Origin of the sequence: Streptomyces venezuelae, from assembly GCF_008642335.1 — a bacterium.
In the GTDB taxonomy this organism is placed as follows: Bacteria; Actinomycetota; Actinomycetes; order Streptomycetales; family Streptomycetaceae; genus Streptomyces; species Streptomyces venezuelae_F.
This window is the reverse complement of record NZ_CP029191.1, coordinates 6,531,407-6,543,970: the sequence shown is the minus strand read 5'-3', so window position 1 is coordinate 6,543,970 and position 12,564 is coordinate 6,531,407. Positions and strand designations below refer to the sequence as shown.

The window sequence follows — 12,564 nt, the reverse complement described above, 5'->3', positions numbered from 1 at the left end:
GGTCCGGGCAGATCAGGTCAGACGGAACCTGAGGCGACAGATCGCCGCGTCCGTGTTTCTGCGCACAGCACGGGCGACGACCGCCCCGCGCCGGTTCTGCAGGATCCGCTGCCAGCGGCGCGCCGGTTCGGTCTCGGGGATCAGGACGGTGACCCGGACGCCCGGGTGGGTCTCGTGGACCTTCCTGACGTACGCCGCCACGGGACCGCCTACGGTGCGGTGCGCGGAGGGGATCTCGACGAGGTCGACGCCGGGGTTCCACAGCTCCCAGTCGCGGCGCAGCGCGGCGGCCGTCTCGCGGTCGGCGGGCTCGTCGTACGTCACGGTCACCGCGCGCACCTCGTCGCCGAGCGAGACCGCCGTGTTCAGCGCCTCGCAGGTCAGCCTCGACAGGCCGACGACCGGGACGACCACCAACGAGCGTGCGCGGCACGGGGGTTCGGGAACGCGTCCGATGCCGAGCCGTTCCCCGATGCGCGTGTAGGCGCGGTGGACGGTCTCGAAGGCGAGCACGAGCAGCGGCAGCGCGATCACGATCAGCCAGGCGCCGTCGTGGAACTTGGTGGCGGTCACGACGACCGCGCCGACGCCGGTGAGGAGTGCGCCCGCGCCGTTGAGCAGTGCTCTGCCGCGCCAGTTCGTGCCGCGCTCGCGCCGCCAGTGCAGCACCATGCCGGTCTGCGCGACGGTGAAGCCGACGAAGACGCCGATCGCGAACAGTGGCACGAGGGTGTTGGTGTCGCCGCCGGAGAAGAGGAGCAGCGCGGCGGAGACGGCGGCGAGCGCGAGCACGCCGTGCCGGTGCACCTGGCGGTCGGCCTTCAGGGCGAAGACGTGCGGCACGAAGTTGTCGCGGGCGAGCAGTTCGAGCAGGACGGGCAGGCCGCCGAAGGAGGTGTTGGCGGAGAGCGCCAGCAGCACCATCGTGGCGAACTGGACGACGTAGAAGGCCCAGTTGTGGCCGAGGGAGGCGTCCGCGAGCTGGGCGAGGACGGTGACGCCGTCGGCGGGCCGCAGCGCGAAGCGGGAGATGAGCACGGCGAGCCCGATGAGCATCGCGCCGAGCAGCGCGCCGAGGGCGGCCTCCGCGTGCTGGGCGCGCCTCGCCCTCGGTTCGCGGAAGGAGGGCACGGCGTTCGCGATGGCCTCGACGCCGGTCAGCGCCGAGCAGCCGGACGCGAAGGCCTTGAGCAGGAGGAGGGCGCCGACCGTCGTGGCGTTGTCGGCGACGACGGAGGCGTGCCCGTCGGCGGCGGCGGTCGAGACCGGTCCTTCGCGGAAGAGGCCGACCGCGATCAGGGTGAAGATCGCGACGACGAACACGGCGGTCGGGACGATGAACACCTTCGCGGACTCGACGATGCCGCGCAGGTTCACCGCCGTGATCAGGGCGAGCACCGCGAGGCAGATCACCAGCCGGTCGCCGTACAGCCCGGGGAACGCGGACGTCAGCGCGGCGACCCCGGCGGTGACGGCGACGGCGACGTTCAGGACGTAGTCGAGGACGAGGGAGGCCGCGGCGACGAGGCTCGTGCGGCGTCCCAGATGCCGCTTGGCCACGGCGTAGGAGCCGCCGCCGTCCGGGAACGCGGCGATCACCTGCCGGTAGGAGGCGACGAGCACGGCAAGCAGGCCCGCGATGGCGAGGGTGACGGGGAGGGTGAAGCCGAGGCCGTGGCCGCCGGCCGCGGCGAGCACGAGGACGATCGCCTCGGGCCCGTACGCCACGGACGCCAGGGCGTCGAGGGAGAGTGCGGCGAGGCCGGTCAGGGCGGTGAGCCGGTGTTTCTCGCCGGGGTCCGGGCGCGCCTCAGCGCTCTCGGCGGCGGCGGACCTCGTGGTCAGGATGGACATGCGCCCAGGGTCCGTCCCCGGGCGACGCGCACGGCGCGTCCCTTACGGACCCTTCATGCCGCGGTGCTCGTTCCTGACGGAGTCCTGACGATCACGAGCACTGGAAGTAGCAGTGGGTGGTCGTGCCGAGGACCGGGTCGGTGTGGACGCGGACGAGGTCGGTGAGGACGTGCACCATGAGGAGGCCGCGCCCCCCGAACTGGTCCTTGGCCGGGGAACGGCGGCCCGCGAGCGGGTCGGTGACGACGCCCGCGTCCCGCACCTCGCAGACGATGTGGCCGTCCTCGGCCCAGACCCGCAGCGCGCCCGAGCCGCCGCCGTGCACCACGCTGTTGGTCGTCAGCTCGGAGACGACCAGGGCGAAGTCCTGCAGCCGGGCCTCGGGCATGCCGAGCTCGCTGGCGCGCAGGAGGGCGAGATGCCGTACGTCGGACAGCGACTGCCGCGCGTACGCCGCCTGCGGCACGTCGTCGGGGGCCATCAGGGGCTGGTTGTAGCGGGAGACGACCGCGTCGGGCGCGTAGGCGGCGCTCGGGTCCGTCCGGCCCGCGCGGATGACGGTGGGGTGGGTGGCGTGGGCGTCGGCGAGGACCGTCTCCGCGAGGCCCGCCTCGTCGTAGGGGCAGAGAATCGTTGCTTCACGGCCCTGGAACGCCAGGTTGATCAGTGCCTCGTGCTGCGCGCAGGCGGGGTACTCCGTGGGGGTGCGCGCGGCCCAGATGGGTTCGCCGATGATGCGGGCCCGCCGGCCGGGGTGGGCGTCGGCGAAGGCCCGCAGCACGCGCGGGATGATCCGGCCGGGGTTGCGTCCCGCCTGCTCCATGTCGAGCAGCCGCACCTGTCCCGCCCGTTCCCCGAGCGCGTCCCTGATGAGTTCCAGATTGGCGGCGGGGACCGCCACGGCCACCGCCTCGCCCGCGTCGAGCCCCTTTCGGACGAACGGCACGGTGCCCGCCAGGTACTCCTCCGCGCCACGGTAGAACAGCGCCGGGTGGACGAAGGACTCGGTCTGGGTCGGGGCACTCATGCGGCGGACACCTCGCTTGCCGGCGGCTCGGGCCGGAGCGGCTCCGGCGGGCGGGTGGCCCATTATCCCCCACGTGGCTCGAACCCACGGCGAGTTGAAGTGGAACAAAGCCGCCCATGGCCCGTGCCACAGCCGCGGGCGCTTGCCGTGCGGGTGGGGCGGGGCGTGCATAACCTGGCCGAAACCGAGCACAGAGGGCGCGGAAGGGAGTCGAGGTGAGCGAGAAGAACGCGAAGAACGAAAAGGACGGGAAGAGCGGGAAGAGCGGGAAGAGCGAGCCGGACGCTCTGCGGACCTACCGCGACAAGCGGCACTTCGACAGAACCGCCGAGCCCGGCGGCGAGCCCGCGGCCCGGGACTCCGACGGGCCGGTCCCCGAAGACGAGCCCTCGTTCGTCGTGCAGATCCACGACGCGAGCACGATGCACTTCGACTTCCGTCTCGAGGTCGACGGCGTCCTCAAGTCGTGGTCGGTCCCCAAGGGCCCCTCCACAAACCCGCAGGACAAGCGGCTTGCCATCCCCACCGAGGACCACCCCCTGGACTACCGGGAGTACGAGGGCGTGATCCCCGAGGGCGAGTACGGCGGCGGGACCGTCATGGTCTGGGACCGCGGCACGTACCGGCCCACGAGCCACGACAAGCGGCACCGTCCCGTGCCGTTCGCGCAGGCCCTGGAGAAGGGGCACGCCACGTTCGAGCTGCACGGCGAGAAGCTGCGGGGGCAGTACGCGCTGACCCGCTTCCACGGGCGCGAGGAGCAGGACGCCTCGTCCGGCGGCGGCGCGAAGCCGACCTGGCTGCTCGTCCGGACCGGGCACCACTCGGGCGGCGGCACCCCCGATCCCCGGCGCGCCCGCTCGGCCCGCAGCGGACGTACGCTGCGCCAGATCGCCGAGCAGGGCTGACCGCCGTGGCACGGAGCGCGCTGGAGGCGCTGCCGCCGGACTTGGCGGGCCGCACGCGCGAGGCCGCGCCGGGCGTAGAGCTCGCGGCGTCGCCGATGCTGGCGACGCTCACCGACCGGCGTGACTTCCCGCAGGGCTGGGTCTTCGAGAGGAAGCTGGACGGCATCCGCGTCCTCGCCGTCCGCGAGAACGGGCGGGTGACGCTCCGGTCCCGGTCCGGGCGGCGGCTCGACGCCACGTACCCGGAGATCGTCGAGGCGCTCGCCGCGCAGGAGTGCGCGGACTTCACCGTCGACGGCGAGATCGTCGCGTACGCGCACGGGCGCACCGACTTCGCGCGGCTCCAGCAGCGCATGGGCCTCACCCGGCCCGCCGACGTCGCGGCCAGCAAGGTCGCCGTGACCTACTACGTCTTCGACCTGCTGCGCCTGGACGGCACGGACGTACGGCGGCTGCCGCTGCGCACCCGCAAGTCCCTGCTGCGCCGCTCGGTCACGTTCGCCGCGCCGCTGCGCTTCAGCGCCCACCGCAACGCGGGCGGCCCCGAACTCCTCGCCGACGCGTGCCGGCGCGGCTGGGAGGGGCTGATCGCCAAGCGGGCCGACAGCACCTATCAGGGGCGCCGCTCGGACGACTGGCTCAAGCTGAAGTGCTCCCGGGGGCAGGAGTTCGTGGTGGGCGGCTTCACCGAGCCCGCGGGCAGCCGGGTCGGCATCGGCGCGCTGCTGCTCGGCTACCACGACGAAGCCGCCGACGGGCTGCTGCGGTACGCGGGCAAGGTCGGCACGGGCTTCGACCACAGGACGCTGCTCGCCCTGCGCCGCGAACTCGACGGACTCCTGGTGGACACGTCGCCGTTCGAGGGACGGGTCGCGGAACGCGCCGCCCGGTGGGTGCGGCCGCGGCTCGTCGCGCAGATCGCCTTCTCGGAGTGGACGCGCGACGGCATGCTCCGTCACCCCCGCTACCAGGGGCTGCGCGACGACAAGGACCCGGCCGACGTCGTCAGGGAGCGGACGGAGCCCTGAGCAGCGTCTCCGGTTCGGCCTTGCGCCACGCGTCCGCCGCGTGGTCGTACACGGCGAGGCCCCGCGCCTCGAACGCGCGCAGCCAGCCCTCCATCGGCCAGCTGCCCCAACGGCGCTTGTAGATCGCTCCGTTGCGCAGGATGTCGTCGATGTGCTGGACGGGCGGCTGGTGGGTGGGGTGGTGCTGGTGGTAGGCGGGGGCGCCGCCCACCCACCACAGGTCGACGCCCCGGTGGGCCGCGGTGGCGGCGAAGTCGGTGTCCTCGCCGCCGTAGCCGGTGTAGTCCTCGCAGAAGCCGCCGACGTGTTTCCAGGTGCGGGCGGTCAGGGCGAACGACAGGGACCAGAACAGGTGCGGGTCTCCCCCGCGCAGCACCTCGCCGTCGGCCGGGACGGGCCGTGCGGGGTGGGGCTGTGCGAGGTTGTGCAGCTCGTCGAGCCGGTAGCCGCCGCGCGGCGGGGGCGGCAGGTAGGCGACGGTCCCGCAGAGCAGCGCCCAGTCGTGGGCGGCGTTGACGTAACGGTCCAGGAGCGTGGCCCCCGGCACGCAGTCCACGTCAAGGAAGACCAACAGATCCGCCCCGAGCGCCACGGCCCGCGCCGCGCCCTCGTTGCGGGCGGCGGCGAGCGGCAGCCGCCCGTCGGCCAAGGGCAGCGTGACCACTTCCGCGACGGGCTCCCTGCCGGTGGTGAGCGGCTCGATGTCGGGGTCGTCCATGGAGACGATCACGTAATGGTCGGGCACGCGCTCTCCCCGGGCGAGCCCGTCCTGCTGCAACAGCAGATGTCGGTGCCGCCCCGCCGCGAGCGTGATCACCGCGGTACGCATGCGGTCCTCCTCGTCGGACGGGCGGCCAGGTCGGTGAGGAGTCGCGCGGCGCGGTCGGCGCCGTCGCCGTGGGACCACTGCTCCCACCGGTCCGGGAGGGCGGCCGCCTCGGCGAGCAGGGCGGGCCACTCCTCGGCGGCGGGCCAGCTCTCCCGCACGGTGGCGAGCCCGGCCGCCCGCAGCGCCCGAGCGGTGGCGTGCTGCTCCCCGTGCGGCCGCTCCTCGGGGATGACCACGACGGGCACGCGTGCGGCGGCACACTCGGCGACGGCGTTCTGCCCGGCGTGCGTGACGACGACCTGGGCCCGGCACAGGATGGGCCAGGGGTCATCGAGCCAGGTGGAGGGGGAGCCGCCGTCGGGGGCCGGTCCGCCCCCCGCGCGGTTCTCGGGGGCCCGGCCACCCAGGACCGTCCACGTCCAGTCCGGCGTCGTCCGTTGTGCCTCGCGGAGGTGGTCCTCGGTGAGGTACGTGCCGCCTGCGCCGAGCATGACCACCACCTCCTTGGTGGCCGGGGCGGCGGCCGCCGGTGGCCGAGGTCGTCCGTCGTAGCGGGAGATGCTGCCCGTGTGGATCGTCTTGGCGTGCCAGTGGGGTGGCCAGCCCGGTTCCGGGACCGTGTGCGGCCAGGGGGCCAGGAGCGCGTCGGCGAGGTCGTAGCCGAGGCGGTGGGCCGGGTCCTTGCGGTCGCCGCGCATGGCCGTGACGACGACGGGGACCCCCATGAGGCGGGCCAGCGCCGCCGCCTCCACGGACACGTCGCTCACGAACAGGGACGGGCTCTCGCGGCGGATCCACTGCGCGATGATGCCCATGCGTTCGCGGTGCCCGGGGTGGTGCAGCGGCACCCAGTGCAGGCGTCCCTGGGCCGTGGGGTCGAGCGGGTCGTCGGCGGTGTCCGTGGGGAGGGAGACCCACGAACCGGCCCAGGCGGCCGGCCGGGGCAGCGAGGAGAGGAGGGTGACCGGTTCCGGCGTGCGGGACGCGATGCGAATCGCGCGGTGCAGGTGTCCGCGTCCCTGGTGGTGGACGTAGTAGCCGATCACCGCGCCACCTCCTCGTACAGGCGCGTGTACGCGTCGGCGGTGCGGCCCAGCGAACAGAACCGTTCCGCGCGGCGCCTGGCCTCCGCGCGGTCGAGTTCCATGACGCGCGGGATGAGCGCGGCGAGCGCTTCCACGTCCCCGGGCGGCGCGAGCAACCCGCAGGCAGGCGTGAGGATCTCCGCGAGGGCGCCGCGGTCGAAGCCGCAGACCGGCGTGCCGCACGCCAGCGCCTCGGCCACGACGAGCCCGTACGGTTCGTCCCAGCTGGGGGTGACCAGCGCGGCGGCCGAGTGGGCGAGGAGTTCGGCGAGCCCGTGCCGGTCGAGGTGGCCGACGTACTCCGCACCGTCGCCGAGCAGCGGCGCGACCTCCTCCTCGTAGTACCGCTCGTCGGAGACCGGCCCCGCGAGCTTCAGCGGCACTCCGGCCGCGCGGGCGGCCCGGATCGCCAGGTGGGGGCCCTTCTCGGGGACGAGGCGGCCCGACCAGACGAGATCGCTGCCGCCGGGCCCGGAGCGCCAGAAGTCCGTGTCGATGCCGTTGCGCACGACGCGCGCCGCGGGGACGACGGGGTGCCAGGCCGACGCGGTGTACTGGCTGACGGCGGTGAACACCACCGGGCACACGTCGTGGCTCTGGATGGCGGACTCGAGCCACGGGGTCGGGGGCGTGTGGAGCGTGGTGATGACCGGGATCCGCAGGGCCGAGGCCATCGCGACGGGCAGGTAGTGGAGGCTGTTGTTGTGGACGACGTCGAACCGGTGTTCGCCGTCCCGCGCCAGGTCGAGCATCAGGCTCAGATACGCGTGGTGCTCCTCTATCCACGCGGTGCTCGGCATGGAGGCGTCCGAGCGGGCCGCCGCGCTCAGCACGACGTGCCGTACGGGGAGTTCGCACGCGCCGAGCGCGGGGTCGGAGCCGGGCGCCGCGAACAGGTCGACCTCGTGTCCGCGCCGGGTCAGCGCATGGGCGAGGCCCCACGTGTGCGCTTCGAGGCCGCCCGCGAACGGCTCGGTGATGGGGTGCCGCGCGGACGCGATGAGCGCCACCCGCACGCCGCTCATCGGAGGACGTCGGTGTAGAGGGCTCGGTGGGCCGCCGCGATGCCGGCGCGCTCCCGTGTCCGGTGCCGCACCGCGGCCCGCGGGGCCGGTCGCTGCTCGTGGGCGGCGAGGACCGCCTTGTGCAGGGACTCCTCGTCCAGGCCGTTGTCCTGGGTGTGCCCGTAGGTGTGGCAGGGGCGCTGTTGCGCGTAGAAGCCGCAGTCGGGTGCGGCGACGGCGGTCCCCAGGTCGTGGCAGGCCTCCAGCCACCCGGAGTGCGTGCCGAACCGGTAGGGCAGCACGGACAGGTCGAGCGAGGTGAGGTAGTCCCAGAGCTGTTCGTCGTCGAAGTAGTCGTGCACGACGAGCGTGAGGCGGCCCCGTTCGTCGAGGTCGCGGAGCTCGCCAAGCAGGTGCGGGGCGTGGGCCGGGGAGGACGGGTCCGCGACCTCGCGGTGGATGTTGACCTGGAGCTCGGCGTCGGGAAGCCCGGCGACGGTGTCCGCGAGGACGCGCACGACGGGCAGCACGTCCATGTTCGGCCGCAGGCTCTTGGCGTGTACGCCGACCCGGAACCGGTCGCGGGACGGTCTGGTCCGGTCGAGGAGCGGCAGTTCCACCACATGGGGGTGGGGCAGGACGGTCGCCGCGCGGCCCCAGCGCCGGCTGATGGTGGCCGCCGCGCCATGGGTGAGGGTGATGAGCCGGTCGGCGGCGGGGATGACGACGTTCAGGGCCTCGTCGTGGGCGGAGGGGCGGGGCTGGTGGGGGTTGCGCAGGTCGTGCACGGTATAGACGAGCGGCTTGTCATGGGCGCGCAGGGTGTCCACGAGGGCGGTCAGCTGGTCGGGACTCTGCGCGTCGAACCCGAAGTGCAGGTGGAAGACGTCGAAGTCCCGGTGGTGGGCCTCGACCCACTCCGGTTGCAGCATGACCGGCGGCCACCAGCGCGCGGAGGTGCTGGGGGCGCCGTTGGGCCGGGGGTCGGCGAGGCGCAGGACGCCGTCGGGCTCCGCCGGGGAGCAGTGGCGTACGTACACGTGGCCCGCGGGCACCGATGCGACCCGGATCTCCCGGGTGGACGCGGGGGGCGGCGGCGTTCCTTCGAGCACGGCGACTCCTCAGTGCGGGGACTGGGCACTTCCCACCAGTCTGTAGAGCGCCGCTGCATCGCGCATGCGGAGCGGAACGGAGCGTGATCGCCTCCCTCACTTGTCGCCGTGCGGGATCCGGGTACCGGGCCTCCATGGGCGACATCCTGGTGGGCACGTGTTCGTGGACCGACCCGGCGCTGGTCCGCAGCGGCTGGTACCCGCGCGGGCGGCGGGACGCGGCGGGGCGGCTGCGGTACTACGCCGAGCGGTTCCCGGTCGTGGAGGTGGACTCGACGTATTACGGGCTGCCCGGCGAGCGCAACAGCCGGCTCTGGGCCGAGCGGACGCCGGACCGCTTCACGTTCGACGTGAAGGCGTTCTCGCTACTCACCGGGCACCCCACGCGCCCCGCCGCGCTCCCCGCCGACCTCCGTGACGGTCCTCGGGACGCGGGTGTCCTCGACGAGGTGTGGGCACGGTTCACCGCCGGGATCGCGCCGCTGCGCGACGCCGGGCGGCTCGGGAGCGTGCTGTTCCAGTTCCCGCCGTGGCTGCGGCCGGGCGAGCGCGCCGGGGAACTCCTAGCGGACACCGCGCGGCGCACCCGCGGCTGGCCGGTCGCGGTGGAGTTCCGCCACCCCGACTGGTGGCGCGACGGCAACGCCGAGGCCACGCGCGCGCTGCTCGCCTCGCACGGCATGGCGGCGGTCGCCGTCGACATGAACCAGTCGGTGCCGTCCGCCGTGCCACCCGTCGCACCGGTCACCGTGCCCGCGCTCTCCGTCGTACGGTTCCACGGCCGCAGCGCCTCATGGGGGCAGGGCAGCAAGGAGGACCGCTTCCGGTACGCGTACGACGAGGACGAGCTCCGCTCCTGGCTCCCCCGCCTGCACGCCCTCGCCGAACGGACAGAGGAGGTGCACGTCCTGTTCAACAACTGCTGCGCGGACGCGGCCGTGCGGGCCGCCGAGTCGATGACGCGTCTGCTCGGCCACTCCCCCGCCCGGGGCGGTACCGAGCACCTCTTCTGATGGGATAAGATCAATATCGCCTCCTCAAGCCGGACTTCCGGTCGGGGGACAGGCGTTGGTCGTCCAAGGAAAGACGCCCCGCTTCCTGCGGGGAAATGCAGGTGCAAGGCCTGCCCAGCGCTCCAGAAGAAGCCCTGGACTCCGTATGCCGGAGTCCAGGGCTTCTGTCGTCTCCGGGCACGAAACCGCGCGGGCAGGGCAAACGAACCAGGGAACACCTGGCGGCATCCGCGCCGCCGACATGCAAGAAAGAGCAGCCCTATGGACAGTTCACCGTCCGCCGTCCACGGAACGCCGGCTCTGGCACCGCACGGCCGCAAGGGGGACTCCGGCTCCGGCGCCCCGTCCACCTGGGCCCTGCGGCGCACCGCGCTGCGCCGCACCCCCGTGTCGATGTGGGACGACGACGTGTCGGACTGGGCGGCGGCACTGACGTACTACGCGATCCTCGCACTGCTCCCCGCGCTGCTCGTCACCGTCAGCCTCATCAGCCTCGTCAGCCCCGCCACGACCCAGGCGCTCATCGCCGAGGTCACCGACTGGGCCCCCGCCGAGTCGGGCCGCTCCCTGCACAAGGCGCTCAGCGACATGGCGGACGCGCGCTCCGCCGCGCTCACCGTGGTGATCGCGGGCGCCGTCAGCGCGGTGTGGTCCGCGTCGAGTTACGCGGCCGTGTTCCGGCGCGCGCTGCACGCGATGCACGGGGTGAAGGACTGCCGTCCCCTGTGGCGGAAGGGCCACCGCGTGGTGATGACCGCCATCACGCTGCTCGGTCTGCTCGTCGCCAGCGCGCTGTTGATCGTGCTCAGCGGTTCGGTCGCCGAGAGCGTGGGGCACCGCATCGGTGTCGGCGACGCGGGCCAGACCGCCTGGACCGTCCTGAAGTGGCCCGCGCTGGTCTGCCTGGTGGCGCTGCTCGTCCTCGTCCTGTTCCGCAACGCGCCGCCCGAGGCGCGCGGCTGGCGCCACATCCTGCCCGGCGGACTCCTGTCCGCGCTGCTCTGGCTGCTCTCCTCGGGCCTGTTCACGCTGTACGCCACGGTGTTCGGCACCTACGGCAAGTTGTACGGCTCCCTCGCGGGCATCGTCGTCTTCCTGGTGTGGCTGTGGGTGTCCAACCTCGCGCTGCTCGCGGGGGCGCAGTTCACGGTCGAGGTGGAGAAGGCACGGGGCATCACGACGCTTTCTCCGGGTAACCGGATGAACGGCTGACGCCACAGAGGGACTGTCACCACACGGACTGCCACCAGAGGGACTGCAACGACAGGGACTCGGGGACTCAACGATGGACACATCCTTGGAAGCGCTCCTCGACCGGGTGCGGCAGCGCGGCGGTTACGCCGACCGCCAGCAGGCCGCGGGCGCCGTCGAGAACGTACTGATCGTCCTGGGCGCGCACTTGGTGGGCGACGACCGCACCGATCTGGCCCGGCTGCTGCCCGAGGGGTGCGGAGCCCTGCTCACCGACGCGGAACCCGCCGCGGAGCCCCTGTCCGCCGTGGAGTTCGTCGACGCGGTGGCCGCACGGACCGCCCAGGACACGGCGGAGGCGCGCCGCGCCGTCACCTCGGTGCTCGGCACGCTCGCGGACGTGGCGGACGACGCGCTCCTGCGCCGCGTCCTCACGCAGCTCCCGCCGGGGCACGCGGGACTGTTCGGCCGCACGGAACCGGTGTGAGGGACCGAGGGACCAGGAGGCGCTGATGGCACGGACACGACGTTACGAGGCGGACCGGCGCGCGGCGCCCATGTCACCGGCGGCACGGGTGGTGACCATGCTGGTGGCCTTCGCCTTCATGGTCGGATTCGCCCTGGTGCTCGCCCGTCTGACGCTGGAGCCTTCGGCGGGTTCGGAGGCGCTGACGCACAGCAACTTCACCCCCGGCGACTCCATCGACGCGTATCTCGCGCAGCCCGCCTTCCGCGACACCGTCAAGCAACTCGGCGGGAACATCCTGCTGGGCGTGCCGTTCGGTGTGCTGCTGCCCGTGGTGCTCCCCCGCACGCGCGGGTTCGTGCGCGTCGGGATCGCGACGGCGGTGACGATGGTGCTGGTCGAACTGGCGCAGGGCGCGTTCGTGACGGGCCGCACCTTCGACATCGACGACGTCATCCTGAACACGGCGGGCGCGCTGATCGGTTACGTCCTGCTGGGGCGGCGGCTGGGCCGCGCCATCCACCCGCGCCGACGGCACTGGTGGCACCGCTTCACGCGGCGGAACGCGGTCGACGCCTGACCGTCCGCGCTTCCGTCCGCGTACGTGCCCGCCTACTCGGCGAGACGGCCCATGCCCAGGCAGTGCAGCGTGGCCGCGGACCGGGGGCAGGCGCCGCGCACGGCGAGGGTGCCGCCCACCGCCCTGAGGGCCCGCAGCGTGCCGAAGAAGACGCCCGCGCCCTCCCGCGCGAGGTAGGTGACCTCGGACAGGTCCACGATCAGATGACGGCAGCCGTCCTGGACCAGGTCGCGCAGCTGGGCGGCGAGCGAGTCGGCCTCACGGGCGGTGATCTCGCCGCGCAGGCTCACGCGGACCAGACAGCCGGTGACGAGCACCCGCGCGATGCCCGCGCGGCGCAGCCTGCGGGCCGTGCCGGGGCTGGGCAGCCACGGTGTCTTGCGGGTATGCGCGGGGATGCGTTCACCAATGCGGTCAGGAAGCGGAACGGGATCAGAAGCTTGCACGGGACAGACCTTCCGGCGGTG

13 protein-coding genes are annotated in these 12,564 nt (G+C 73.3%); 6 read left to right on the top strand and 7 right to left on the bottom strand.

Features of this window, described 5'->3' with window-relative positions:
* Positions 1 to 12: 12 nt before the first annotated feature.
* Together DEJ49_RS29345 and DEJ49_RS29340 are read right to left on the bottom strand one after the other, a co-directional pair.
* Complete coding sequence (locus DEJ49_RS29345) at positions 13 to 1,854, bottom strand: APC family permease (protein ID WP_150186890.1); 1,842 nt, start codon at positions 1,852 to 1,854, stop codon at positions 13 to 15.
* A gap of 91 nt (positions 1,855 to 1,945) precedes the next feature.
* Positions 1,946 to 2,881: an anti-sigma factor RsbA family regulatory protein gene (locus DEJ49_RS29340; RefSeq protein ID WP_150186889.1), complete on the bottom strand. Its 936-nt coding sequence runs from the start codon at positions 2,879 to 2,881 to the stop codon at positions 1,946 to 1,948.
* Between the two features lie 287 nt (positions 2,882 to 3,168).
* Here DEJ49_RS29340 and DEJ49_RS29335 point away from each other — a divergent pair, with 287 nt between their 5' ends.
* Both DEJ49_RS29335 and ligD read left to right on the top strand, forming a co-directional pair.
* Positions 3,169 to 3,789 (top strand): DNA polymerase ligase N-terminal domain-containing protein, encoded by a 621-nt coding sequence (locus DEJ49_RS29335; protein ID WP_150188547.1) that lies wholly within the window; start codon positions 3,169 to 3,171, stop codon positions 3,787 to 3,789.
* Between the two features lie 5 nt (positions 3,790 to 3,794).
* Positions 3,795 to 4,817 carry a non-homologous end-joining DNA ligase gene (gene ligD, locus DEJ49_RS29330; RefSeq protein ID WP_411757209.1) on the top strand — a complete coding sequence of 341 codons (1,023 nt, stop codon included), beginning with the start codon at positions 3,795 to 3,797 and terminating at the stop codon, positions 4,815 to 4,817.
* Here ligD and DEJ49_RS29325 read toward each other — a convergent pair.
* From DEJ49_RS29325 to DEJ49_RS29310, 4 genes are read right to left on the bottom strand one after another with little or no spacing between them, the layout of a single operon-like run.
* Positions 4,795 to 5,646, bottom strand: a complete 852-nt coding sequence (locus DEJ49_RS29325) for a glycosyltransferase family 2 protein (RefSeq protein WP_150186888.1) — start codon at positions 5,644 to 5,646, stop codon at positions 4,795 to 4,797. The genes ligD and DEJ49_RS29325 overlap by 23 nt on opposite strands.
* Entirely contained in the window at positions 5,631 to 6,692 is a 1,062-nt protein-coding gene (locus tag DEJ49_RS29320; RefSeq protein ID WP_150186887.1) for a glycosyltransferase, read from the bottom strand. Before DEJ49_RS29320 ends, DEJ49_RS29325 begins: the two co-directional genes overlap by 16 nt.
* The gene (locus tag DEJ49_RS29315) at positions 6,689 to 7,756 is read right to left on the bottom strand and encodes a glycosyltransferase (RefSeq protein WP_150186886.1); all 1,068 of its coding nucleotides are present in this window, start codon (positions 7,754 to 7,756) and stop codon (positions 6,689 to 6,691) included. Before DEJ49_RS29315 ends, DEJ49_RS29320 begins: the two co-directional genes overlap by 4 nt.
* Positions 7,753 to 8,847, bottom strand: a complete 1,095-nt coding sequence (locus tag DEJ49_RS29310; protein ID WP_150186885.1) for a glycosyltransferase — start codon at positions 8,845 to 8,847, stop codon at positions 7,753 to 7,755. The genes DEJ49_RS29315 and DEJ49_RS29310 overlap by 4 nt, the downstream gene beginning before the upstream one ends.
* Before the next feature lie 134 nt (positions 8,848 to 8,981).
* On the opposite strand from DEJ49_RS29310, the gene DEJ49_RS29305 reads away from it, so the two are divergent.
* The 4 genes from DEJ49_RS29305 (at position 8,982) to DEJ49_RS29290 (ending at position 12,097) form a co-directional block, all read left to right on the top strand.
* Positions 8,982 to 9,860 carry a DUF72 domain-containing protein gene (locus DEJ49_RS29305; protein ID WP_150186884.1) on the top strand — a complete coding sequence of 293 codons (879 nt, stop codon included), beginning with the start codon at positions 8,982 to 8,984 and terminating at the stop codon, positions 9,858 to 9,860.
* 261 nt (positions 9,861 to 10,121) lie between these two features.
* Positions 10,122 to 11,072, top strand: a complete 951-nt coding sequence (locus tag DEJ49_RS29300) for a YihY/virulence factor BrkB family protein (protein WP_150186883.1) — start codon at positions 10,122 to 10,124, stop codon at positions 11,070 to 11,072.
* Positions 11,073 to 11,145: 73 nt separating this feature from the next.
* Complete coding sequence (locus DEJ49_RS29295; protein WP_150186882.1) at positions 11,146 to 11,538, top strand: DUF2267 domain-containing protein; 393 nt, start codon at positions 11,146 to 11,148, stop codon at positions 11,536 to 11,538.
* Between the two features lie 70 nt (positions 11,539 to 11,608).
* On the top strand, positions 11,609 to 12,097 hold the full coding sequence (locus DEJ49_RS29290; RefSeq protein ID WP_223833243.1) for a VanZ family protein: 489 nt from the start codon (positions 11,609 to 11,611) through the stop codon (positions 12,095 to 12,097).
* 32 nt (positions 12,098 to 12,129) lie between these two features.
* Here the strand turns inward: DEJ49_RS29290 and DEJ49_RS29285 are convergent, their stop codons facing one another.
* On the bottom strand, positions 12,130 to 12,543 hold the full coding sequence (locus DEJ49_RS29285) for an STAS domain-containing protein (RefSeq protein WP_190329480.1): 414 nt from the start codon (positions 12,541 to 12,543) through the stop codon (positions 12,130 to 12,132).
* Positions 12,544 to 12,564 lie beyond the last annotated feature (21 nt).